Annotated in this window: 20 protein-coding genes; 14 read left to right on the top strand and 6 right to left on the bottom strand. The window is 75.2% G+C overall.

The window, feature by feature from the left end; all coding sequences use genetic code 11:
* Window positions 1–16: 16 nt before the first annotated feature.
* From FB458_RS00095 to FB458_RS00055, 9 genes are all read left to right on the top strand, one after another.
* On the top strand, window positions 17–2,590 hold the full coding sequence (locus FB458_RS00095; RefSeq protein WP_170185508.1) for a putative bifunctional diguanylate cyclase/phosphodiesterase: 2,574 nt from the start codon (window positions 17–19) through the stop codon (window positions 2,588–2,590).
* 58 nt (window positions 2,591–2,648) lie between these two features.
* Window positions 2,649–3,728: a nuclease-related domain-containing protein gene (locus FB458_RS00090; protein WP_170185507.1), complete on the top strand. Its 1,080-nt coding sequence runs from the start codon at window positions 2,649–2,651 to the stop codon at window positions 3,726–3,728.
* 189 nt (window positions 3,729–3,917) lie between these two features.
* Window positions 3,918–4,790, top strand: coding sequence for an excalibur calcium-binding domain-containing protein (locus FB458_RS00085; protein ID WP_141845686.1), 873 nt, complete (start codon window positions 3,918–3,920; stop codon window positions 4,788–4,790).
* A 188-nt stretch (window positions 4,791–4,978) separates the two neighbouring features.
* Window positions 4,979–5,626 carry a cache domain-containing protein gene (locus tag FB458_RS00080; protein WP_141845684.1) on the top strand — a complete coding sequence of 216 codons (648 nt, stop codon included), beginning with the start codon at window positions 4,979–4,981 and terminating at the stop codon, window positions 5,624–5,626.
* A gap of 168 nt (window positions 5,627–5,794) precedes the next feature.
* On the top strand, window positions 5,795–6,964 hold the full coding sequence (locus FB458_RS00075) for a methyl-accepting chemotaxis protein (protein ID WP_141845682.1): 1,170 nt from the start codon (window positions 5,795–5,797) through the stop codon (window positions 6,962–6,964).
* Between the two features lie 138 nt (window positions 6,965–7,102).
* The gene (locus tag FB458_RS00070) at window positions 7,103–8,014 is read left to right on the top strand and encodes a nuclease-related domain-containing protein (RefSeq protein WP_141845680.1); all 912 of its coding nucleotides are present in this window, start codon (window positions 7,103–7,105) and stop codon (window positions 8,012–8,014) included.
* 52 nt (window positions 8,015–8,066) lie between these two features.
* Entirely contained in the window at window positions 8,067–8,771 is a 705-nt protein-coding gene (locus FB458_RS00065; protein WP_246060981.1) for an HNH endonuclease family protein, read from the top strand.
* Window positions 8,772–8,823: 52 nt separating this feature from the next.
* A complete protein-coding gene (locus FB458_RS00060) occupies window positions 8,824–10,506 on the top strand; it encodes a nuclease-related domain-containing DEAD/DEAH box helicase (protein ID WP_141845678.1) in 1,683 nt (560 codons plus the stop codon).
* The gene (locus FB458_RS00055) at window positions 10,503–11,246 is read left to right on the top strand and encodes a 4'-phosphopantetheinyl transferase family protein (protein WP_141845676.1); all 744 of its coding nucleotides are present in this window, start codon (window positions 10,503–10,505) and stop codon (window positions 11,244–11,246) included. The genes FB458_RS00060 and FB458_RS00055 overlap by 4 nt, the downstream gene beginning before the upstream one ends.
* Window positions 11,247–11,316: 70 nt before the next feature.
* On the opposite strand, the gene FB458_RS00050 is transcribed toward FB458_RS00055, so the two are convergent.
* From FB458_RS00050 to FB458_RS00035, 4 genes are all read right to left on the bottom strand, one after another.
* Window positions 11,317–12,651 carry a M1 family metallopeptidase gene (locus FB458_RS00050; RefSeq protein WP_141845674.1) on the bottom strand — a complete coding sequence of 445 codons (1,335 nt, stop codon included), beginning with the start codon at window positions 12,649–12,651 and terminating at the stop codon, window positions 11,317–11,319.
* Window positions 12,651–16,532 carry a Pls/PosA family non-ribosomal peptide synthetase gene (locus tag FB458_RS00045; protein ID WP_246060980.1) on the bottom strand — a complete coding sequence of 1,294 codons (3,882 nt, stop codon included), beginning with the start codon at window positions 16,530–16,532 and terminating at the stop codon, window positions 12,651–12,653. Before FB458_RS00045 ends, FB458_RS00050 begins: the two co-directional genes overlap by 1 nt.
* Window positions 16,533–16,650: 118 nt before the next feature.
* Complete coding sequence (locus FB458_RS00040; protein WP_141845670.1) at window positions 16,651–17,046, bottom strand: type II toxin-antitoxin system VapC family toxin; 396 nt, start codon at window positions 17,044–17,046, stop codon at window positions 16,651–16,653.
* Complete coding sequence (locus tag FB458_RS00035; RefSeq protein WP_141845668.1) at window positions 17,043–17,294, bottom strand: type II toxin-antitoxin system VapB family antitoxin; 252 nt, start codon at window positions 17,292–17,294, stop codon at window positions 17,043–17,045. The genes FB458_RS00040 and FB458_RS00035 overlap by 4 nt, the downstream gene beginning before the upstream one ends.
* A gap of 102 nt (window positions 17,295–17,396) precedes the next feature.
* On the opposite strand from FB458_RS00035, the gene FB458_RS00030 reads away from it, so the two are divergent.
* Window positions 17,397–18,407 (top strand): aldo/keto reductase family protein, encoded by a 1,011-nt coding sequence (locus FB458_RS00030; RefSeq protein ID WP_141845666.1) that lies wholly within the window; start codon window positions 17,397–17,399, stop codon window positions 18,405–18,407.
* Window positions 18,408–18,482: 75 nt separating this feature from the next.
* Here the strand turns inward: FB458_RS00030 and FB458_RS00025 are convergent, their stop codons facing one another.
* On the bottom strand, window positions 18,483–19,610 hold the full coding sequence (locus FB458_RS00025) for an AAA-type ATPase lid domain-containing protein (protein ID WP_246060979.1): 1,128 nt from the start codon (window positions 19,608–19,610) through the stop codon (window positions 18,483–18,485).
* 1,250 nt (window positions 19,611–20,860) lie between these two features.
* Here FB458_RS00025 and FB458_RS00020 point away from each other — a divergent pair.
* From FB458_RS00020 to FB458_RS00010, 3 genes are all read left to right on the top strand, one after another.
* The gene (locus FB458_RS00020) at window positions 20,861–21,553 is read left to right on the top strand and encodes a hypothetical protein (RefSeq protein ID WP_141845664.1); all 693 of its coding nucleotides are present in this window, start codon (window positions 20,861–20,863) and stop codon (window positions 21,551–21,553) included.
* A 69-nt stretch (window positions 21,554–21,622) separates the two neighbouring features.
* Window positions 21,623–22,768, top strand: a complete 1,146-nt coding sequence (locus FB458_RS00015; protein WP_141845662.1) for a hypothetical protein — start codon at window positions 21,623–21,625, stop codon at window positions 22,766–22,768.
* A gap of 117 nt (window positions 22,769–22,885) precedes the next feature.
* The gene (locus FB458_RS00010) at window positions 22,886–23,356 is read left to right on the top strand and encodes an SRPBCC family protein (RefSeq protein ID WP_170185506.1); all 471 of its coding nucleotides are present in this window, start codon (window positions 22,886–22,888) and stop codon (window positions 23,354–23,356) included.
* A 10-nt stretch (window positions 23,357–23,366) separates the two neighbouring features.
* Here the strand turns inward: FB458_RS00010 and FB458_RS21135 are convergent, their stop codons facing one another.
* Window positions 23,367–23,507 (bottom strand): hypothetical protein, encoded by a 141-nt coding sequence (locus FB458_RS21135; protein WP_170185505.1) that lies wholly within the window; start codon window positions 23,505–23,507, stop codon window positions 23,367–23,369.
* Window positions 23,508–23,899: 392 nt separating this feature from the next.
* On the opposite strand from FB458_RS21135, the gene FB458_RS00005 reads away from it, so the two are divergent.
* Window positions 23,900–24,261 (top strand): hypothetical protein (locus tag FB458_RS00005; protein WP_141845658.1); only part of this gene is annotated, 362 nt, incomplete at its 3' end.

Below are 24,261 nucleotides of genomic sequence, written 5' to 3'. Positions count from 1 at the left end.
CATCCGCGCTCTGCTGGTGGTGCTCGTGCTGGTGCCACTGGTGGGTGTCTGCGTGGCCGCCGGGTTCCAGGTGCACTCGAGCCTGGCCAGCCAGGACATCGTCGCCCAGGCCGACCAGCGGATCCGTGCGGCCGTCGCCGTGGGTCTCGCCCGCTCCGACCTGCAGCAGGAGGTCATGCCTGCGCTGATGCGCTACGGCGTGCGGCACCCCGAGGTGCTGACCGAGATGCCGACCTCGTGGCAGCTGCAGCAGGTCAGCTCGATGGCCGTCGTCGTCGACGGGCTGCGCTCGACGACCGACACCGCGGTCGCCGCCCTCGCTCAGCAGCTGTCCGTCCGCGCGCTCGTGCCGTCGCTGCAGCGCGACCTCGAGGCCGCCCGGGCCGACCTCGACGGCGAGCACGGCGTGCCCGACACGCGCGCCGCCTCCGCCCTCCTCGTCCGCCTCGGTCAGCAGGAGAGCAAGGAGCTGGGCGGCGCGCTCGCCGCCGGTCTCACCGGGCCGTGGGTCCGGGCCGTGCAGGACACCGAGATGGCCGCCCGCGCCAGCCAGACCGCGGCCCTGGAGCTGCCCGGCCTGGCCTACATGGTCGCCAAGGTCGGCCTGACCTCGGCGGAGTCGCGCAGCGTCTGGACGCAAGCCTGGGCCGCCGCCACCGACGCGTCCAGCCGCGTCCTCGACGGGGCCTCGCCGGAGCTCGCGCGGGCGTGGCAGCAGGCCGGGGCCTCGCCCGAGGTCGCCGGCTACACCTACCGCCTCGCCACGCTCGCCCTGGCCGACGCCGCACCCTCGCTGACCGACTTCATCGGGCTGCTGACCCCCGACCAGGCCCGCAACACGGCGTACCAGGCGGTGCTCAAGACCGCGCTCGTCCGCGCCGAGCAGGCCGCGGCGACCCAGGGCTCCATCGCGCAGCGCGCGGAGTACTGGACGATCGGGGTGCTGATCGGGCTCGTGCTGCTCACCGTCGGTGCCGCCGTCGTCATCGGCCGGCTCATCGACCGCCCGCTCACCGACCTCGCCGGCGCCGCGCGGCGGATCAGTGCGGGGGAGCTGCCCACGGTCGCCGTACGGGGCCCCCGAGAGGTCCAGACCGTCGCGGCCGCCCTCGACGACACCGTCACCGGGCTGCGGCGGGTGCAGGAGCAAGCCGCTCAGGTGGCCGCCGGCCACCTCGACAGCCCCGTCCTCGCCAGTGCGGTCCCCGGCCGCCTCGGTGAGGTGATGCACACGTCGGCGCGCGCGATGATCGAGGCGATCCAGGACCGCGAGAAGGCCCAGGCCCAGCTGGCCTTCCACGCCGCCCACGACGCGCTCACCGAGCTGCCGAACCGCGTCCAGTGCATGCTCCTGCTCGACCAGGCGCTGCACCGCGGCACCCGCGCGGGGACGATGACCGCCGTCCTGTTCATCGACCTCGACCACTTCAAGGCCGTCAACGACACGCACGGCCACGCCGCCGGCGACGTCGTCCTGCGCACGGTCTCCGAGCGGATGCGCGACCAGATGCGGGCCAGCGACACCGTCTTTCGGCTCGGCGGCGACGAGTTCGTCATGCTCGTCGAGGACGTCGCCGACGAGGCCGACACCATCGCCATCGGCGAACGGCTCATCGCCGCCCTCGAGGAGGACATCGCGGTCGACGCCGACCACCGCGTCAACGTCAGCGCCAGCATCGGCATCGCCTTCTGCGCCGACTCCGCCGTCGGGGCCGACCAGCTGCTCAGTGAGGCCGACGCGGCGGCGTACCGCTCCAAGACCGCCGGCCGCGGCCGCGTCGAGGTCTTCGACGACCTACTGCGCACCGAGCTGGGCCGACGGTTCGAGCTCGAGAAGGCGATCCGCGCCGGTCTCGCCGCCGGCGAGTTCTTCCTGCACTACCAACCCGTCATCGAGCTGAGCACAGGCTCGCCCGTCGGCGTCGAGGCGCTCATCCGCTGGGACCGGCCGGGGTACGGCGTCCTCGCGCCCGACACCTTCATCCCGCTCGCCGAGCGCTCCACCCTCGTCAACGAGATCGGCCGCTGGGTGCTCGCGGAGGCGACCGCGCAGCTGGCGCGCTGGGACGCCGCCGACACCGAGCGGTCGGGCCTGACGATGGCGGTCAACGTGTCCGGGCGGCACCTGGCCACCCCGGGCTTCGTCGACGACGTCGTCGGCGCGCTGCGACGGGAGGGCATCGACCCGCCGCGCCTCGTCGTCGAGATCACCGAGACCGTCCTCGTCGACGACCCCGTCTGCACGACGAACATGCGGACGCTGCGGGCGCTCGGCGTCCAGATCGCCATCGACGACTTCGGCACCGGCTACACCTCGATCGGCCAGCTGCCGCACCTGCCCGTCGACACCCTGAAGATCGACCGGAGCTTCGTCGCGTCGGCCGACCCCGCGCACCAGAGCCTCGTCCGGCTCATGGCCGCCGCCGCGCACGCGTTCGGGCTCACCGTCATCGCCGAGGGCGTCGAGCTGCCGGGCCAGGAGAACGCGATCCGGTCGGCGTCGGTCGACGCCGCGCAGGGGTTCCTCTACGGCCGGCCCGTGTCGGCGCAGGAACCGCTGCCGGCGGTCGCCGCGGCCGAGGTCGCCTGAGGTGTCGGCGGGACGCAGCGCGCTCGAGGAAGCGGCGAGCGCTGCGGAGGCGGCCCGCGTGCTCGACCGCAAGGCGGCGTACGCCCGACGACGGGCCGACGCCTTCGCCCGGGGTGCGGTGGGGGAGCGTCTCGTCGCCGAGACCCTCGCCCCGCTCACCGTCGACGGGTGGACGGTGCTGCACGACCGGTGCGTGCCCCACCTGGGCAACCTCGACCACCTGGCGGTCGGGCCCGGGGGCGTCGTCGTCCTCGACGCGAAGCACTGGAGCTCGGCGGTGACCGTGACCCGGGGGCTGCGGGCCGGATCACGCACCACGACAGCGGTGCCCGCGATGACCGCGCTGACCGACCAGGTGCGCCGGGTGCTCGTCGCCGCATCGCTCGACCTCCCGGTCCGCGGGCTGCTCGTCCTCACCCACGACCGCAACGTCGCCCTGCCGCACGCCGTGGTCGACGGGGTCCACGTCGTCGGTCTGCGCGGCCTCCCGCCCCTGCTGGCCTCGGCGGTGCCGGTCGCCGACCGGGCGACGGTGGAGGACGCCGTACGGCGCCTGTCGCTCGCCTTCCCGCCACAGGGCACCACGACGCCGGCGGCCCTGGCCGCCGAGCAGGTCGAGGGGCCCGCGCGCCCCGGCCTCTACGGCCGGGCCAACGCCACGCTCTTCGTCGAGCCGTGGACCCGATCGGGGCGACAGCGCCTCTACGTCCACGACGACCAGGGGACCGCGCTGGGCTGGAAGGACACCGTCTCCGGGCAGGTGGCCGTCACCCACGCCCCCGCCGACGGCGTCGTCCGGGCGCTGCTCGAGCACGCCGAGCTCGGCCGGCTGCACCTCGACCGCGCGTCCCTGCCGAAGATCCCCCTGGCCCTGCCGGGTGGGCGCGCCATGGGGGTGCTCGGGCGGCTGTGGACCACGTTCCACGTCGGCTACCACTGGCGCCGCGGCGGGGCCGACCGCCTGTACGGCGAGCTGTGGGGCCACCACGTCGGTCACCACCGGCTGGGGTACGTCGACCTGGCGACCGGAGCGATCCACCCCGTGAGCGAGGGGCCGATCGCCAAGGACCGCAGCCCCGCCGGGCGGTACCTCGAGCTGATGGCGGCGTCGTACGCGCGGGGTCGGCGCGCCGGGTAGGGACCAGGCGCGCGGGAGTCGACCGACATGGCGGTCGTGTGACGGATTTCCCGGAAGGCGCCGTTTCCTGGGATTTTCCTGACTACGGTGACGACGCCCTCGAGGCGCCGACCGCGCGCCTCGGGGCTCGGGGACGAGGTGCGGGCGCGCCTCGGCTCCGCCCTGCCCGCGACACCTCGGAGGACTTCTGTGACCACACCCCCCGCCCCGGCCGGCTGGTACCCGGACGGCACCGTCCTGCGCTACTGGGACGGTCGGATGTGGACCTCGCACACCGCGCCGCTGGCGCCACCGGCCTACGCCGGACCGGTCGACGCGCCGGTCGACGGGCCGGTGGCGGCGCCGGTGGCCGGGCCGGTGGTGGCTCCCGTCTCCGCGCCGGTCGGGCAGCGCAATCCGTGGACCCGCAAGCGGGTCCTCCTCCCGGCCGCGGCGCTCGCGCTGCTGACGCTGTTCGGCGTGCTGGGGTCGATCGGGGGCGCGGCCTCCACGTCGACCACCTCCACGTCCGACCCTGTCGCGTTGTCGGGTGGTGCCCCCGCCGCCGACCCGGGAGCCCCTGCGCAGGCCGCGGCCGAGAAGGCGGCCGCCGAGAAGGCGGCGGCGGACGAGGCCGCGGCGGAGAAGGCGGCCGCCGAGAAGGCGGCGGCGGACAAGGCGGCGGCGGACAAGGCGGCCGCCGAGGCGCTCGCGGCGCAGCAGGCCGCAGCCGCGAAGGCCGCGGCGCAGAAGGCGGCCGCCGAGCAAGCGGCCGCGGCCAAGGCGGCTGCGCAGAAGGCAGCGGCCCAGCAGGCGGCCGCCGCGCAGGCGGCCGCGCAGCAAGCAGCGGCCGATCAGGCGGCCGCCGCCCAGCGGGCGGCGGCTGAGCAGGCGGCGTCGCAGCAGGCGGCGGCGCAGGCGGCCGCATCGGCCGCATCGGCCGCATCGGCGTCGCTCGACCCGCGTTTCCCGACCTGCAAGGCGGCCATCGCCGCCGGCTACGGGCCGTACCGCGTCGGCATCGACCCCGAGTACGACTGGTACAAGGACGCGGACCACGACGGCATCGACTGCGAGCGCTGAGCCCGCGCACCCGGAGGGCGGGAACGCCGTACGGGTGCCGGACACCCCGCAGCGCTGGGACGGGCCGCGAGCGGTGCGCGATGCGAGATGATCGTGGCACGACCATTCGCTCAGGACGAAGGTCCCGTGGCCGATGAGGACGAGAGCGGCGGCCGTGCCGCCGTGTCGTCGTCGCGTCGGGAGTCACAGTGCGTCGGTTCCGCTTCACCATCAAGGCCCGCGTCGTCGTGGCCGTCGTCGCCCTGCTCGTCGTGTCCCTCGGCGGGGTCGTCGGTTACATCACGACGCGCAGCCTCGCGGAGGCCAAGGCGGCCGGGTACGCCTACGCCGGGGAGGTCGCGCAGCGCAACGCGGAGTCGATCGAGCAGGTCCTGCGCGGCGCCGTCGACACGGCCCGCGCCTTCACCCCGATGCTGCTGGCGAGCTCGAGCACCGGCGGCGACCGCCGCGTGGTCAACGCCGAGCTGCGGTCCGTCCTCGCCACCCACCCCGACCTGCTCGGGACGTGGACCTGTTGGCAGCCGAACGCGTTCGACGGCCGCGACCGCGACTTCCGCAGCGCCGGGGCCGGCGACGACGCCACCGGCCGACTCGTCCCCTACTGGGTGCGTGACGGGGGAGCCATCACCCAGACCCCGTTGGTCGACTACGACAAGCCGGGCGCCAACGACTGGTACGCGATCGCCGCGTCGACGCGCCAGGAGAAGATCATCGAGCCCTACGTCTACAAGATCGGCGGGCAGGACGTCCTCATGACGTCGGTCGCCGAGCCCATGGTCCGCGACGGCAAGGTCGTCGGCGTGTCCGGCGTCGACCTCACCCTGGCCAGTCTGTAGGGCGTCGTCGGCGGCATCCACCCGTTCGGCACCGGCAGCGCGATCCTCGTCAGCACCAAGGGGAACCTCGTCGGCGGCGGGCGCGCGCAGGACGCCGGCAAGCCGGTCGACGCGGCGGTCGCCGCCCTCGCCGGCAGCTCCTCGTCCGCCGGGCGCAGCACGCAGCGCGTGGTCGGCGGCGGGGACGCGGAGACGCTCCAGATCGCCGTCCCCGTGCGCCTCGGCCAGGCCGACACCTGGTCGCTGGTCGTCGCCGTGCCGACCAGCACCATCGTCGCCGACGCCGTGGCGACCCAGCACGTGGGGCTGCTGATCGCCCTCGGGGCGCTGCTCGTCGGGGCCCTCGTCGCCCTCGTCGTCGCCCGCACGATCGTGCGGCCCATCGACCGGCTGCGCGACCGGATGGCGGAGATCGCCGAGGGTGACGGGGACCTGACGCAGCGCGTCGAGGTCACCGACGACGAGACCGGCCAGCTGGCCGACGCCTTCAACCGGTTCGTGGGCAAGGTGTCCACGACGATCCGCGGCATCGCCGAGTCGACCTCGCTGCTCAGCACCGCGGCGCACCAGCTCGACCGGGTGAGCGGGGAGCTGCGCTCGGGGGCGTTGGACGCCTCGGACCAGGTCGGCTCGGCCAGCGCCTCGAGCGAGCAGGTCAGCGTCGGGGTCCAGTCCATCGCCGCGGGGGCCGAGCAGATGAGCTCCTCGATCACCCAGATCGCGCTCAACGCGACCAACGCGGCGGACGTGGCGAACCAGGCGATGACCGTGGCGCAGCGCACCAATCAGCAGGTCGGCGAGCTCGGCACCGCCAGCGCCGAGATCGGCGACGTCGTCAAGCTCATCCGCACCATCGCCGAGCAGACCAACCTGCTCGCGCTCAACGCGACGATCGAGGCGGCCCGGGCCGGCGAGTTCGGCAAGGGCTTCGCGGTGGTCGCCGGGGAGGTCAAGGAGCTCGCCCGCCAGACCGCCGACGCCACCCAGATGATCAGCGACCGGATCACCGCGATCCAGGTGTCGACGACGTCCGCCGGCGAGGCCATCACCGAGATCGCCGACGTCATCGTGCGGATCAGCGACTACACGACGACCATCGCCTCGGCCGTCGAGGAGCAGAACGCCACGACCTCCGAGATGGGCCGGACCGTCACCGAGGTCGCCGCGAGCAGTGCCGGCGCGGCGCACACCATCAGCGGCGTCGCCCAGGTCGCCGCCGCGACCGCGGAGAGCGCCACGACGACGCAGGAGGCCGCGAGCGACCTCTCCGCGCTCGCCGAGGACCTCGAGCGGCTCGTCTCCACGTTCCGGTACGAAGCCGCCCCGTCCGCCTCCTGATGACGTCGGCGGAGCCCGGGCGAGCGGGGGCGACTCGTCCGAACGGCCAGTCCTCGGCGACCCCATGACCCTTCCCCCATCCCTCGCTGTCCGGAAGACTTGTTCCGGCACAGCAGGTCGAGCGGTCGGGAGTGGTCCGTGAGCACGGCGTCGTACGGACGGGACGCAGCAGCGTCGAGCGGGGCGACGGCCCCCACCAGCGGGGTCGCCGGTCGCGTCCCGGAGCTCGGCGCCGGCGTCGAGCGGCCGCACCAGCGGGCCGCCCAGCAGGACCTCCTCGCGGCCCGGTGGTCGCGCGGGTCCGGCGGCGAGCGCCACGTCGCCGCGGTCCTCGACGGGCTCGGTCCGCAGGTGCACGCCCTGCACCAGCGGCTGCTCACCCCGGCCCGACCGCTCGCCGACCTCGACCACGTCGTCGTCACCGACTCCGGGGTGTTCGTCCTCGAGACGAAGAACTGGATGGCCGACCTCACGGTCCACCACGGCATGCTGTGGCGGCACGTCGGGCCGGCGCACAGCCGGCACCACACGCCGCAGGACCACACGCTGTCGGTCGTCGCGGACCACGCCGAGACCATGGCGGGGGCGTTGCGCGTCCCGGTCCACCCGGTCCTCGTCCTGGCCAACGACGTGCACCAGGGGTTCGAGCCGCAGGAGGTGGCGGGCGTCCACGTCGTGCCGTCCGGGCGGCTGCGCGAGTGGTTCCTGCGCCGGCCCGTCGTCGTCGACGACGCCACGGTCCAGGCGCTGGCCCGGGCGTGCGCCACGCGCTTCCCGCCCGTCCCGACGGGGCCGGGTGCGGTCGGCCGGGCCGGCCGCCCGTTCGTCAGCGTGCCCGTCGGCCCGCTCGACCGGGTCCCCGCCGGCGCCCGCCGCAACCCTGTGCCACCGTCGGCGCGGCCGCGGGCGATGCGCCGACGCGCCACCGGTGCCCGCGGGTGGGGACGGCTCCTCGGCGGGGTCGTGCTCGCCGCCGCCGTCACCACCCACGCGCAGGCCATCGGCACGTGGATGGGGTCCGGTCTCGCGGAGCTCGTCGCCTCCCGGTGACCGGGCGCACCCGGGTCGCGGTGGCGTCCCCGGGGCTCCGTACGGTGTCGGCGTGAGACGACGCGGGTGGGCGGCCCTCGCCCTGCTCGTCGTCCTCGGGCTCGGCGCGGGGTGGTGGACCCGACCGGCTCCCTCGGGGGCGGCGGCCCCCTCGGGGGCGACCCCGTCGTCGGCCAGTGCCGGTACGGCGCTCGCGGCTCTCGCCACCCTGCCCGTGACGGGTCGCGCGCCGATGACCGGCTACGACCGCGCGGCCTTCGGCCCGGCGTGGAAGGACGTCGACCGCAACGGCTGCGACACCCGCAACGACGTCCTGGGACGTGATCTCCTGGGCACCGAGCCCAAGGCGGGGACGCACGGCTGCGTCGTGCTGCGCGGGGAGCTCGACGACCCCTACACGGGGGAGCGGGTCGACTTCGTGCGCGGGAGCGGGACCAGCGCGAAGGTCCAGGTCGACCACGTGGTCGCGCTCGGCGATGCCTGGCAGAAGGGCGCCCAGCAGTGGAGCCCGGCGCGGCGCGAGGCGTTCGCCAACGACCCGCTCGAGCTGCTCGCCACGAGCGGCGCCGTCAACCAGGCCAAGGGGGACGGCGACGCCGCGACCTGGCTGCCGCCGCGCAAGGCCTTCCGGTGCGCGTACGTCGCGCGGCAGGTGGCGGTCAAGGCGGCGTACCGGCTGACCGTGACGGCGGCCGAGAGGGACGCGATCGCGCGGGTCCTCCAGTCGTGTCCTGGGCAACCACTGCCGTCGGGGTGACACGGGCGCGGGGATGGCGGCGGTCGTCGGTGTCCGGCCCTACGCTGCGGCCATGACGGGGGACCGGGTGGTGGACGAGGTGGTGGAGCCGGCGTTCCGGACGGAGTCGGAGCGGCTGGTGTGGCAGGAGCTGCGGCGGCAGCTGCCGGTGGACGCGGTGGTCCTGCCCAACCTGCGGCTGACCGACGAGGAGCTCGACCACGAGATCGACTTCTTCGTGATGATCCCGGGGGCCGGACTCGTCGCCGTCGAGGTCAAGGGCGGCGACGTGCGCATCGACGCGGACGGCCGCTGGCGACAGGGACGCCGGGCGAAGGTCATCGACCCGGTCGGCCAGGTCCGCCGGGGCAAGTACGCCCTGCGGGACTACGTCGAGCAGGACCCTCGCTGGCGCGACTCCTCGCGTCGGCACGTCCGCTGGGTGCACGCGGTCGTGCTGCCCTTCAGCCGGCTGCCGGCCGACTTCGCCCACCCCGAGTGCCCGCGCTGGGCGGTGAGCGACCGGGACGACCTGCCCCGGCTGGCCGAGCGCCTCGCCGACAGCGCCCGTCGGCAGGAGACCGGTCGGCGGGCACCCGACGAGGACGACGTCGCGCTGGTGCGCGAGATCCTCACGGGGCGTGGCGTGCTCGAGCCCGACCCGGGGGCCGAGGCCGACGAGCGGCAGGCGCGGGCCGACCGGCTGACCCGGGAGCAGGCGATGCTGCTGCACGTCACCCGGCTGCTGCGCCGCGTCGAGGTGCGCGGAGGGGCGGGCTCCGGCAAGACGGTGCTGGCGCTCACCCAGGCCAAGGAGCTGACCCGCGGCCAGGGGGAGCGCCGGCCGCAGCGGGTGGCGCTGCTGTGCTACTCCATCGGGTTGGCCGCCTACCTGCGCCGCGAGGTCGCGGCCGTGCCGCGACGGCACCGCCCCGCCTTCGTCGGCTGCTTCGAGGACCTCGCCCGGGAGCTGGGGATCCACGAGTTCGCCGCGCGTGACGACACCGACTTCTGGGAGCAGCGGCTCGCCCCGCGGATGACCGAGCTGGCGCAGGCGCTGCCGGACGGCAGGAAGTTCGACGCCGTCATCGTCGACGAGGCGCAGGACTTCGCCGACGACTGGTGGCGGCCGCTGATGTCCGCCCTGCGCGACCCCGACGAGGGCGGGGTCTACGCCTACTCGGACGAGAACCAGCGGATCTTCGCGCGGTTCGGCCGTCCGCCGGTCGAGCTCGTCCCGCTCGTGCTCGACCACAACCTGCGCAACACGCAGCAGATCGCGACCGTCTTCCAGCCGCTCGCGCCGATGCGGATGTCGCTGCGGGGCGGCGACGGCCCCGACGTGCGGTTCGTCGCCTGCCGCCCGGACGAGGCGATGGACCTGGCGAACGACGAGGTCGAGGCCCTGCTCGACGAGGGGTGGCCAGCCAAGGACGTCGCGCTGCTCGCCGTCGGCTCGCGCCACCAGGAGCAGAAGGAGCGGCAGGATCGCCGTGGCCACCAGGGCTACTGGGACTCGTTCTGGGACGAGGACGACGTGTTCTACGGGCACGTCCTGGGGTGCAAGGGCCTCGAGCGGCGGGCCGTCGTGCTCTGCGTCAACGCCGACGACACCCTCGAGCGGGCCACGGAGAAGCTGTACGTCGGGCTGTCGCGGGCGACCGACCGGCTGGTCGTCGTCGGCGACCCCCGGGTCCTGCGCGCGGTCGGCGGGGACGCTGTCGCCCGGCACCTCGGGCTCGCGGCGGGCGCGTGAGCGGCCGGGACGCCGAGGGCTCGGTCGTCGTCGTCGTCGAGGCGGTCGCCCCGAGGGGGGTCGGGCCGGGTGACCTGGCCGGCCTCTCCGACGGGGAGCGCGCCCGCGTCGCCGAGGCCTCCTCGTGGGTGGCGGTGTCCCGGGCCGCCGGCTACCGGCTGGTCCGCGCGGTGCTCGGCGAGCGGCTCGGGACCCGGCCGGGCGCGGTGCGCCTGGACCGGACCTGTCCCGGCTGCGGCCGGGCGCACGGACGGATCCGGGTGCTCGACGACCCGGCGCTGTCGGTCTCGGTCAGCCGGGCCGGCCGCCCGCCCGGGGCGGGCACCCCGGCCCGGGTCGGTCCGCCGGTCGTCGCGGTCGCGGTCACCCGCCTGGCCCCCGTCGGGCTCGACCTGGCCTGGGCGGGGGAGCCCGACTTCGCCGGGTTCGACGACGTGGCGCGGCACCCGGAGGACGGCGGCCTCGACGCGGCCGTCCTGTGGGCCCGCAAGGAGGCCTCGCTCAAGGCGGTCGGCTCCGGGCTGACGATCGACCCGGCCTCGTTCCCCGCTCCGCGCCCCGGGGCGGTCACCCGGCTCGGCCCGGACGACGCGCCGGTCGTCGTCAGCGACCTCGACCCGGACCGGCTCACCGCCCTGGTGGGCGGACGGGGCGTCGTACCGCCGCTGGTGGGGGCGGTCGCGCTGTGCCGCCCCGACCCCTCCGTGCCCGTGGACTTGACGCAGCGTCGAGCCGCTTGACCCAGGGTGCACCCTGCGTCGAGCGGCTCGACGCTGCGTCGAGTCCACCCCGGGCCGGAGGCAGGCGCGGTCAGGGGAGGTCGGGAAGCGGGGCGCGGTCGAGCCAGGCGGTGAGCAGGTCCCGCACCGACCCGGCGCCGACGCCCGCCGCCTCGCCGGCCGCGGCCGCCGCGGCGACGAAGTCGGCCGTCGTCACCGTGCCGTCGGCGTGCTCGGCCACCCACGACCGCAGCAGCCCGAAGAACGCGGCGTCGCCCAGAGCCAGGCGCAGCGCGTGCAGCGTCAACGCGCCCCGCTTGTAGACGGCGTCGTCGAACATCGCCTCCGGGCCGGGGTCGCCGACGACGAGCGGCTGCGTCTCCAGCGCGAGGCGGCGGTGGTGCTCGCGCGCGTGCCGGTCGGTCGACCAGCCGCCGGACGCCTGCGACCACAGCCACTCGGCGTAGCAGGCGAACCCCTCGTGCAGCCAGATGTCGCGCCACGAGCCGAGGGTCAGGCTGTTGCCGAACCACTGGTGCGCCAGCTCGTGCGCGACGAGCCGCTCGTGGCGCCGGTCGCCGGGCAGCCAGTTCGCCCCGAAGGTCGCCATCGCCTGCGCCTCGAGCGGGATGTCGAGCGCGTCGGGGGTGACGACGACGGTGTAGTCCTCGAACGGGTACGGCCCGACGAGGTCGCTCAGCACGGCGACCATCTGCGGGAGCCGGCCCAGGTCGTGCAGCGCCGCCGCCGACCCCTCGCTCGGCGCGAGCACCCAGACGGGACACGGCTGCTCGCCGATCCGGTGCGCCGTCCAGTGCCCGACGTGCACGGTCATGAGGTACGTCGCCGTCGGGTGGGCCTGCGCGAAGACCCGCTTCGTGCGGCTGCCGCGGACCCGGCTCGAGAGCAGCCGGCCGGTCACCGCGACGTCGTACGGCGAGTCGCAGTCGAGGGTGACCCGGTAGGTCGCCTTGCCGCTCGGGTGGTCGTTGCAGGGGAACCAGGTCGGGGCGCCCGTGGGCTGCGACGCGACGAGCGCGCCCTCCTCGAGCTCCTCCCAGCCCAGGGTCCCCCAGCGGGTGGTCGTGGGGGAGGGCGTGCCGCCGTACGTGATCCGGACGGTGGCCGTCGTCCCGGTGAAGAGCGGACGGGGGAGCCGGACGAGCAGCGACTGCGGCCGCGCGGTCCACTTGGCCGGCTTGCCGTCGACGGTCACCCGGGTCGTGCGCAGCCCGACCAGGTCGACCCGCAGCGAGGTCACCGGTGCCAGCGCGCGGACGGTGAGGGTCGCCGTGCCGGCCAGCCGGTTGGGGGCGACCTTGTAGTCGAGGTCGAGGTCGTAGTGCTCGACCCGGTACGACGCGTCGCCGCGCTCCGGCGTGTAGGGGTCGAGCGGCTCGCGGGTCTCGGGCGGGGCGAGCCCCATCAGGAGGCCGGTGCGCGCCAGGGCGCGATCGGGTTGCCCGTCCACCGGCTGCCGGCCGGCACCGCCTCGCCGCGCAGGACGAGCGAGCCCGGCCCCACGGTCGCGGCGCGCTCGATCGACGCCGCCGGCAGGATGACGCCGTGCGGGCCGAGGGTGGCGCCCGCGCCGAGGGTGACCGTGTCCATGGACATGATCCGATCATGGAACAGGTGCGTCTGCAGCACGCACCCCCGGTTGACCGTGGCGCCGTCGCCGAGCGTGACCAGGTCGGCCTCGGGCAGCCAGTAGGTCTCGCACCAGACGCCGTGCCCGATGGTCGCGCCGAGGCTGCGCAGCCACCAGGTCAGCGCGGGGGTGCCCGTCGCCGTCCACGCGAACCACGGCCCGGCGACCATCTCGACGAAGGTGTCGACGACCTCGGTGCGCCAGACGAACGAGCTCCACAGCGGGTGCTCGACCACCCCGATCCGCCCGACGACCAGCCACTTCGCGGCCGTCGTCACCGCGGCGGCGACCGCCCCGGCCACGGCGAGGACGAGCCCGCCGAGCAGCCCGGCCGCGACCCAGCCGAGGATCTGCGCGAGGGCCGCGAGGGTGACGAGCACGCCGACGCCGAGGGCCGCGGTCACGACGACCGGCACGAGCCGGCACAGCTCGACGAGGCCGCGCAGGACCTTCAGGCGGGTCGGCGGCGCGAAGGTGCGCTCGTCGTCGCTGCCCTGCGGCGGGCGGCGCAGCCGGGTCGGCGGGCTGCCGATCCAGCTCGACCCGGCCTTGGCCTTGACCGGCGCGGCGGACAGCACGGCGACCAGCCCGTGCTTGGGCACTCGCCGACCGGGCGCGGCCATCCCGCTGTTGCCGAGGAAGGCGCGCTTGCCGATCTTCACCGGCCCGATCCGCACCCAGCCCCGGGCCAGCTCGTAGGAACCGACCATCGTGTCGTCGGCGAGGAACGCCCCGTCGGCGACGGTCGTCATCGACGGCAGCAGCAGGACGGTCGACGCCTCGACGTCGCGCCCGACGCTGGCGCCGAGCGCGCGCAGCCACACCGGCGTGACGAGGCTGGCGTAGAGCGGGAAGAGCAGGGTGCGGGCCTGGTCGAGCAGCCGCTCGGTCATCCACACCTGCCAGCCGACGCGGCCGCGGACCGGGTGCACCCCCTCGCCGAGGCCGAGGCCGAGGAGCCGCACGAGGGCGATGGTCAGCAGCGCGAGGGTGACGACCGCGAGGACGGCACCGAGCGGGGTCCACGCCAGGGCCCGTACGGCGGCCTGCCCGAGGCCCGTCGTGCCGCGCAGCGCGGCGGCGACGACGAGCAGGGCGGGCCCGAGCGCGAGGAAGGGCAGGAGCGAGAGCAGGACCCCCGAGGCGCCGTACGCCATGACCCAGGCGGGCCGGCGCGGCGGCCGCTCGGCGGGGACGTCGAGCGGGGCGTGGTCGCGGACCCGCTCGGCGGGGGAGCCGGCGACCCAGCGGCCGGCCGGGACCGAGCGCAGCACGACCGAGCCGGCCGCGACGACGGCCTCCTTGCCGATGTGCACGCCCGGGCCGATCGTCGAGCGGGCGCCGACGACGGCGTCGCGGCCGATGTGGACCGGGCCGACGTGGACGACGTCGCCGTCCATCCACCACCCCGACAGGTCGACCTCCGGCTCGATGCTCGCGCCGGCGCCGACCCGGAGCATCCCGGTCACCGGGGGCACCGTGTGCAGGTCGACGCCGGGGGAGACCTGCGCGCCGAGCAGCCGCGCGTAGTGGACGATCCACGGCGCGCCGGCCATCGTCACGGCCCCCATGGCGTCGGCGAAGCGCTCGGCCGCCCACAGCCGGACCTGGACCGAGCCGCCGCGCGGGTAGGAGCCGGGGGCCAGGCGCCACAGCAGGACCCGGCAGGCCAGGGCGGTCAGACCCATCCGCCCGACCGGGGTGACGAAGAGCAGCAGGCCGACGCCGATCGCCCACCACGAGGCCGGCGGCGGCCAGGACGCCGTACCGGAGCCGCGCAGGACCTCGGTGGCGACGGCGAGGCCGACGAGCCACTGCAGCCCGCGGACGGTGAGCAGGACGAGCGAGACGAGGGTCTGCAGGAGCTGCACCCGGCGGGGGAGGCGGCGGACCTCGCGGTCGACCGCCGCCTGCGGCTCGGCCGGCGCGAACGAGTCGAGCAGCTCGGCCAGCGCCCCGAGGCGGGGGTGCGCGTGGACGTCGGCGACCGTGACGGTGGGGTAGCGCTCGCGCAGCAGCGAGACGAGCCGGGCGGAGGACAGGCTGCCGCCGCCGAGGGCGAAGAAGTCGGCGCGCTCGTCGGTGACGGGCAGGCCGAGCACGGCCGACCAGTGGCCCGCGACCCAGCCGGCCGTGCCCGGCAGGGCGGGGACGTCGTCGCCGGTCGCGCCGACCAGCGGCCACGGCAGCGCGTCCCGGTCGACCTTGCCCGAGGTGCGGGTGGGCAGGTCGTCGACGACGGCGAGGACGGGGACGAGCGCGGCGGGCAGCTCCTCGCGCAGCCGGGCCAGCGCGCGGTCGCGGTCGTACGGCGCGTCGGGGTCGGCCGGCACGAGGTAGCCGACGAGGACCTGGCTGCCGACCGGGGTGGTCTTCACCGCGGCGGCCGCGGCCGTGACGTCGGGCAGGGCCTGGAGGGCGGCGTCGACCTCGCCCAGCTCGATCCGGCGCCCACCGAGCTTGACCTGCTCGTCGGCGCGGCCGACGAAGAGCAGGCCCTCGGGGTCGTGGACGACGAGGTCGCCGGAGCGGTAGGCGCGCTCCCAGCCGAGGGTCGGCATCGGCGCGTACTTCTCGGCGTCCTTGGCCGGGTCGAGGTAGCGGGCCAGGCCGACCCCGCCGATGATCAGCTCGCCGGTCTCCCCCTCGGGGACGGGCCGGCCGTCGGCGCCGACGACGGCGAGGTCCCAGCCGTCGAGGGGCAGGCCGATCCGGATCGGGCCGGTGCCGTCCATCGGCGCGGCGCAGGCGACGACGGTGGCCTCGGTGGGGCCGTAGGTGTTCCACACCTCGCGGCCGGGGACGGTGAGGCGGGCGGCGAGCTCGGGCGGGCAGGCCTCGCCGCCGAAGATCAGCAGCCGCACCGGCTCGAAGGCCTCCGCCGGCCACAGCGCCGCGAGCGTCGGCACGGTCGAGACGACGGTGATGTCCTGGGCGACGAGCCACGGTCCGAGGTCCTGGCCGGTGCGCACGAGCGAGCGGGGTGCGGGGACGAGGCAGCCGCCGTGGCCCCAGGCCAGCCACATCTCCTCGCACGAGGCGTCGAAGGCGACGGACAGGCCGGCGAGGACGCGGTCGCCCGGGCCGATCGGGCTGTCCTGCAGGAAGATCCGCGCCTCGGCGTCGACGAAGGCCGCCGCGGAGCGGTGCGTAACGGCCACGCCCTTGGGGACGCCGGTCGAGCCGGAGGTGAAGATGACCCAGGCGTCGTCGTCGGGGGTGACCGCGGGCAGCGGCTCGCCCGGGCGGTCGGTCGCAGCCGGGCCCCCCGGCGCCACGGTGATGCTGCGCCGGGCCCCGACGACGGCGGCGACCCGGGCCTCGCCGAAGACGAGGTCGGCCCGCTCCTGCGGGTCGTCGGCGTCGACGGCGACGTAGGCCGCCCCGGCGAGGAGGATCCCCAGGACGGCGACGTAGAGGTCGGCGTGGCCGGACGTCGCGCGGACGCCGACGGTGTCGCCGCGCCGGACCCCGGCCGCGTGCAGCCCGGTGGCGAGGTCGCGCGCGGCCCCCAGCAGGTCGTCGTACGTGAGCACGGTGGTCGTGTCGTCGACGGCGGGGGCGTCGGTGTGCGCGGCCGCCGTCGCGGTGATGACGTCGACGAGGGTGCGCGGGGCGGGCGCGCGGTCGGACGCGGCGAGGCGCCGGTCGGTCACCGTTCCCTCCTGGCTCGGGGTCGGTCGGGTCTGTCGGGGTGGGACGCGCGTGACCGTAGTGAGCCAAGGTGAACAAACGGGGCGGCGGCTCGCCGGTCGGACCGGGAGCAGGTGCAGGTCAGGCGAGTGCGTCCACCACATCGGTGTGGACGAAGTCGCCGCCGACGAAGAGCAGGGGGCGGCGGGTCTCGCGAGCCAGCGCGTAGGAGAAGCAGTCACCCAGGTTGAGGCCGGCGGGGTGTCCGGACCCCTTGCCGAAGTCGCGGTAGGCGGCTCGACCGATCCGGGCCTGCGACTCGGTGACCGGGTGCACCTCGACCTGCCACTCCTCGAGAAGCGCGTCGAGGCGCCGGGACAACAGGGGCTGCCCCCGCCGGTCGACGACGACACCGACCTCGAGCAGGGTCCCGGCGGAGATGCCGAGTCGCGAGGCGGTCCGAGCGACTCGTCGGATGTCGGCCCGTTGCGGCTCCCCGGTCAGGACGGCCACGATGGCGGACGAGTCGAGGATCACCGGGGGAGGCCGTCGGCGTCGTACAGGTCGTCCGACAGCAGAGCGGCGCGCGTCTGCGGGGTCATCTCGGCGTCCACCCGGGCCAGCAGCTCGTCGATCCGGAGCTCGCGGTCGTCGCCGTCCGCCGCTAGCTCCGCGAGGTAGCGCTCCAGCGCGGTCTCGATCGCGTCGGTCTGCGACCGGCCGGTGCGCTCGGCCGCCTCCCGAGCCAGCTCCTGCACCCGCTCGCGCTTGATGTTGATGGCCATGGCACCAGGGTACCTGCTCCAGGTGCCTATCTACCTCGCTGCGGTGGGCCGTCCGGTCGACCAGGTGAGACGCGGTGGCGGACGGGTCGTAGGTTCGCAGGTATGGAGTTTCGTTACCTCGGCAACAGCGGTCTGAAGATCTCGGAGATCACCTACGGCAACTGGCTGACCCACGGGTCCCAGGTCGAGAACGACGTCGCCACGCAGTGCGTGCGCGCCGCGCTCGACGAGGGGATCAGCACGTTCGACACCGCCGACGTCTACGCCAACACCGCGGCGGAGACCGTCCTCGGCGAGGCCCTCAAGGGCGAGCGGCGCGAGAGCCTGGAGATCTTCACCAAGGTCTACTGGCCCACCGGCCCCCAGGGCAAGAACGACACCGGCCTGTCCCGCAAGCACATCATGGAGTCGATCAACGGGTCGCTGCAGCGCCTGCAGACCGACTACGTCGACCTCTACCAGGCCCACCGGTACGACACCGAGACGCCGCTCGAGGAGACGATGCAGGCCTTCGCCGACGTCGTCCGCCAGGGCAAGGCGCTCTACATCGGCGTCAGCGAGTGGACCGCCGAGCAGATCCGCGCCGGCCACGCGCTCGCGAAGGACCTCGGCATCCAGCTCATCTCGAGCCAGCCGCAGTACTCGATGCTGTGGCGGGTCATCGAGCCCGAGGTGGTCCCGACCTGCGAGGAGCTCGGCATCGGCCAGATCGTCTGGAGCCCCATCGCGCAGGGCGTGCTCACCGGCAAGTACCGCCCGGGCGAGCAGCCGCCGGCCGGGTCGCGCGCCGCCGACGAGAAGGGCGGCGCCGACATGATCCAGCGGTTCATGAACGACGAGACCCTCACCCGCGTCCAGAAGCTCAAGCCGGTCGCCGACGACGCCGGCCTGAGCATGGCCCAGCTCGCCGTGGCGTGGGTCCTGCAGAACCCGAACGTCTCCGCCGCCCTCGTCGGGGCCTCGCGCCCCGAGCAGGTCGGGGAGAACGTCAAGGCCGCCGGCGTCACCCTCGAGCCGGAGCTGATGCAGCGGATCGACGACGCCCTCGGCGACCTCGTCGAGCGCGACCCGGGCAAGACGGTGGAGAACTCGCCGCAGCAGCGGGTCGCCTGACCCGCCGCCGTACGGCGTCCTGCCCGTCGAGCCCTCGTCCCCACCGGGGCGGGGGCTCGACGCCGTCCCGGGCGGTCAGCGGGTCGAGCTCAACCCGTACTGCGAGATCTTGCGGTAGAGCGTCGCCCGGCTCATCCCGAGCTCGGCGGCGACGTCCTTCATCGTCTTGCCCGGCTGGGCGAGCAGGCGGGCGATCTCCTCGCGCTCGAACTGCTCGATCCGTCCGACGGTGGGTGCGCTCGCGCCGCCGAGGACCCGGCCGGGCAGGTGGCGCACGTCGACCGTGTCGGAGCGCATCGCGGCGTCGTGGACGACGGCGAACAGCTCGTCGACGTTCCCCGGCCAGCCGTAGGTGGTGAGCGCGCGCTCCGCCGCTGGGGTGAACCCGACCTCGCGGGCGCGCGTGTTGTGCGCGGCGTACCGGGCCAGGGGCAGGACGTCGGCGGGTCGGTCGCGCAGCGACGGCACCTCGACGACGGTGTCGACGAGCGCCCGCAGGACGAGCGGCACCTCGTCCAGCCGCTCGGCGGTCGCCGCCCAGGGCAGCACCCGCTGCGCGGCGGGGGTGTCCGGCATCGTGGTGCGGGCGGCCACGGCGCGGTCGTGCAGCGTCTGCGCCCCCCACGCCGGGAGCGAGTCGGCGCCCTCGACGATGACGGCGGTGTGCTCCTTGCCCAGCTCGGGCGTCCACAGGGACAGCCAGCGCTCGACGTCCTCCGGCGCGGGGACGGCGGCGCTGAGGATGCGGTCTCGGGGCCGGGCGCGCCGGAAGGCCTGCGCGAGGAGGGTGGCCCGGCCCGAGCCGGGCTCGCCGACGGCGGCGACGACCTTGCCGTCCTCGACGGCGCGGGTGGCCGCGGCGAGGGCCTCGCTCCACGCGGCCGACATCTCGCGGATGGTGCCGGCGGCCGGCTCGAGCCGCGCGTTCTGCACCCGGAACACGCCACCGCGCGGCTGCGGGCGCGAGCGCCGTCCCTGCGAGCGGGCGAGCATCAGCGCCGAGGTCGTGCCCGCCGCCGACTGGGCCAGGGCGAGCAGCAGGTCGCTCGAGGAACGCGCCCACGTCGTGATGTTGACCGACCCCTCGAGCATCCCCGACAGCGGGTCGAGGACGGGGACGGCGGCGCAGGTGTAGGTGCACAGGCTGGCCGAGTAGTGCTCCTCCGCGCGGACCAGGCTGGGCGTGCGGTCGGCCAGGGCCATCCCCAACCGTTGGTGCCGGCCTCGCGCTCGGAGAAGGCGAAGCCGGGGGCGAGGTGGACCCGGTCCAGGGCCCGCAGCAGCGAGGTGTCGCCGCTGAGGCGGTTGAGGACCAGACCGTCGGCGTCGGTGAGCATGAGGCTGATCGGCTCGTTGGCGAGGGTGCGGTGCAGACCGGTGAGCACCTCGGCGCCGCACTCGAAGAAGAGCGAATCGCCGGCGGCCGCGCCGGACGTGCCGGACCAGACCGGCTCGACCTCCTCGAGGTCGACCCCGTAGTCCTCGCTGCGCCGCCACGAGGCCAGCAGCCGGGGGGAGAGGGCGGCGACCCGGCTCCGCCGGGCGACGTACGGCGAGCGTGCGCGTCGCGGGAGCAGCGAGTCCTCCGTGGGCGCCATCGCCCTCCTTCCAGCCTGGCCACGACGGTAACCCCGGCCGGATCGCGGGACGGAAGGACTGGGTGTCCTCGTTCTGCGACACGGGTCGGCGGCGCACCAGGGGTCACCGCACGGCGCTCAGCCGCGGCGGGGGGAGCGCCGGGCGGGTGCCCGGCCCGGGTGTCGAGGCAGCCCGTCCACCCGTGCGGGGTGAGGACGTAGATGTCCCCGCCCATCGCGGCGCCGACGTCGGCGGCGCGCAGCCACGCCAGCTTCCACACCGTCTCGGCCGGACCCGGGACGACCCGCCCCTCCCGGCACACGACCGTGACGAATGACTTGGTCGCACCGGTTCGTGGCCGGCGACAAGGGGCAGGGTGCCCGCCGGGCGGGCGGTGTGCTCGGCCAGCCGCTCGGCGGCCTGCCACGGCCCCACGTGCTCGCCGCGCCGGACGACGACGGCGGCGTCGATGCAGGTCCGCGCCCCGCCGGACCGCAAGCGCAGCAGCGCCAGGAACGACGTCACCGGGCCGCGGCGCGGTCCGCCGGACCACCTCGGCGAGGGTGCGCGCCGGGTTGGCCAGCTCCCACCGGGCGAGCATGAGGTCCGGGGGCGGGCCGGTGGGGCGATCGGGCGGGGCTCGGGGACAGCGGGGGGTCGAGGTGCTCATCCCAGCAGCGTGGCAGCGGCGCGGCGACGCCGATCCGGTTCCTCCACAGGCTGATCGGCGCCGGGCGAGGCCTGTGGACGAGGCCCGGGGAGGGGTGGGCGCACGTGCCAGCATCGTCGGGCGGGCAGGTCGCCGGCCCGCGGACCGGTCCACGCCCGACCGCCTCGCCCGACCCGCCCCGCCCGACCGCCACGAAGGAGCAGCGATGGAGCACCACACGACGTACCTCGGTCAGCTGCGGCTGGACCCGCCGCTGGCCGAGGCCGAGCTGGACTGGCTGCGGGCGTTCGCCGAGTGGGGCGGTGGCCCGCACGGCGACCCCTTCGACGTCCCGATGAACCCGCGGGCGGACCTCGCCGGTCGCGCCGGCCAGGACCCGTGGGCGCGACCGGCCGACGAGGGCCGCCGGACGGGGATCCCCGCGGGCGTGCGCGACTGGGCGCCCTGCGACGAGGGGTGCCACCTGGTGTGGCGGCCGGCGCCGTTCTCCAACGACGCGCTGCTCGCGCTGCGCTTCCTCGTCGACCACTTCCTCGGCCCGCGGGCGCTCGCCCGGGGCAGGGGGCCGGCCTTCGACGCCTTCACCTTCGACCACCGGGTCGACGGCGTGCTCGCCGCGCACCGCGACGACACCGAGGAGCTGTTCCTGCTGCGCGCCGAGGACGGCCGCTTCCACCGCGAGACCCTCGACCCCGGCACGCGCCGGTGGTCCGGCGACGGGGACGGTGGGGGCGACGCGGGCGCCCCGCAGGATGCCGACGAGGGCGAGGCCCCGTGGGAGGTCGGCGCCGCGTCCGAGGAGGCCCCGGGCGGGGAGGTCGTCGGCGCTCGCGGGGCGACCGTGCGCGAGCTCGTGCGGCACCGCGCCGCCCGGGGGCCACGGGGCAGGGGCCCGTGACCGTCGGGACACAGGCCACGCACAGCGAGATGACGGCAGGCCCGATCACGGGCAGGATCTGGTGGTGTCATGCCGATCCTCTCCCCACGCCCGCGTCGGGCGGCCGTCCTCGCCGTCCTGACCGCGCTCGCGGTCCTCGGGCTCGCGGCCTGCTCCGGCTCGTCCACGCCGCCCACCAGGACCTCCTCGTCCTCCTCCTCGCCCTCCTCCTCGGCGACGGCCGCCCCGGGCTCGGGCAAGCCGTGGGTGGTCGGCGTCATGGACCGCAAGGGCCCGCCGGACGCCTCTGAGCTGACCTACGACGGCAAGCCGCTCGTCCAGGGCTTCGTCATCCAGGTGCTGTGGAAGGACGTCCAGCCAACCGGACCCGACAGCTTCGACACGAGCAAGATCGACCAGCAGCTCGCGTTCGCCAAGGCTCACGACCTCGCCGTCCGGATGCGCGTCTACGCGGGCTACAACAGCCCCGCCTGGGTGCTCCAGTCGGCCGGCAGCGTGACGTGGCAGGGGACGGCCAACGACGCCGGCCCGACCAGCTACCCCGTCCCCGTCTTCTGGGGGTCGAGGTTCCAGCAGCTGTTCCAGCAGTTCGACGCCAAGCTGGCGGCCAAGTACGACGGCGACCCGCAGCTGCGCGAGCTCGTCCCCGGCATGTGCATCACCAACTTCGCCGAGCCGTTCCAGCGGCAGTTCAGCGAGAAGGCCAACGTGGCCTCCGCCTCGGGGAAGGGCTACAGCGACGCCACCGACCAGGCCTGCCTGAAGAACACCGTCAGCATGTTCGCGAAGGACTGGCGCACGACCAACATGGCCATGGCCTTCAACCCGTACCAGTCGCTGACCAAGCAGGGCTCCAACGACAAGTCGGAGGCCTCGGCGCAGGCCAGCGTCCAGGTGCCCGAGCAGATCGCCAAGTACTGCGTGAGCGAGCTCGGCCCGCGGTGCGTGCTCGGCAACAACTCCATGAAGGGCAACACCCGCGGCAAGGCGTACGACGCCCTCTACACGATGCTGCAGGGGCTGCACCAGCCGCTCTACATCCAGACCGCCTCGAACGCCAAGATCCAGGACTGGCAGGCCGCCCTCACCAACTCCGTCGAGGTCGGCGCGATCTCCATCGAGCTGCCGGACGGCTACCAGAAGTGGGACAAGGCGACGCTCCAGTCGTACGACGCCAAGCTGCAGGCCAACGCGGACAAGCTCTCCACCACCTGAGGCCCCACCGGGAGGCCGCGCGCCCGGGGGTGCGAGGGCGCCGGTGGGGGTATGTCGACGCCGGGCGCGCCCGGCGCGCCGTACGTCCCTCTTCGTCCCCGTCCCTGGGAGGACCGCATGGCCAGCTTCTCGTCGACGACCGAGTCGACGGCGGTGGTCGCGGCCCGGCGCGCCGACATCTGGGCGGCACTGACCGACCCGGACGTCCTGCCGCGGCTGACGCCGTTCCTGCAGGGCATCGAGACCGACGGCGACACCTGGCGGTGGCGGCTGGCCTCGCTCAAGCTCGCCGGGATCACGGTGGACCCGTCGTTCACCGAGACCATGCGCTTCACCCCGAAGACCCGGATCGAGTTCGAGCACACCCCGCCCGCCGGGGTGACCGAGCGGGGTGGCGCGCAGGGGTGGTACGCGCTGGCCGACGAGGGCACGGGCACCCGCCTCGACATCTCCATCACGCTCACCGTGCAGCTGCCCGTCTCCCGGCTCGCGGCCCCCGCGGTCGAGCGGGTCATGGGCGCGGCGATGGCGCAGACCGGCGACCGCTTCGGGCGCAACCTCGAGAAGCACCTGCGCGCGGCCGCCTGACCCGGCGTCGTCAGCTCCCGACGACGACCCGCGTCACCGACGTCACGGTCCGCGCGGGGCCCACGTCACCGCCGACGACGAGCTGCGGGCGGGGCAGGGACCGCCCGTCCTGGGCGAGACTGAGCCCGACCTCCTTCTGCGCCTCCCGCACCTCACCACCGGTGAGGGACCGCGACCTGGCCCGTGCTGCCGACGACGGTGACCAGCGTCGCGTCGTCGAGCGACAGCCGGCCGCGGTCAGCACGTCGGTCACAGCCGTCGGCGCGGTCGCCGTCGCGTGCGAGCGTGGCGCCCCCTGCTGGCGCGTGGTGGCCGACCCGGCGTGGTGGCCGAGGGCGTGATAGTCGCGGCGGGGGAGGGAGGCGACGTCGACCGTGCGGTGGCTCGACCCGGCATCGACCTCGACCGACCCGGGCGCCGGGACGGGCGACGGGCGGCCGGCACCTCGACCACCCGGACGTCGACCGCGTCCACCCCAGCACCGAGCGGCCCGTCGTCCGGTCCTGCGGCACGACGACGTCGAGCCGTCCGGCGGCGGTGAGGGTGATCAGGGCCGGGTGGTCCCCGACCGACGCCTCGGTCTCCGCCCGGGTGAAGGTCATCGCCGCGCCCGTCCCGGTGCCGGAGACGCGGTACACGACGAGCAGGCGCGAGTCGGGCGACCCGGTGCGGGCCGGGCCGGCGTACCGCGTCAGCGTCGCCAGCGTGGGCGCCGTGACGGTGCTGCCGTCCGCGGCGGTCACCGTCGTGCGGGGCAGGGCGAGCAGCTGGGCGAGCGACCACCGACGCGGTCCGGCCCCCGGGAGCGTCACGGTGATCGACGCCGCGGCGGTCGGGGTGGCGGTGGTCGGAGCCGAGGAGGTCGGGGCCGAGGAGGTCGTCGAGCCCGAGACGGCGGCGGGGGA

This window comes from Lapillicoccus jejuensis (assembly GCF_006715055.1).
Classification (GTDB): Bacteria; Actinomycetota; Actinomycetes; order Actinomycetales; family Dermatophilaceae; genus Lapillicoccus; species Lapillicoccus jejuensis.
Note: the sequence above shows the minus strand (reverse complement) of the source record. Positions and strands in the feature narration are given on the sequence as shown.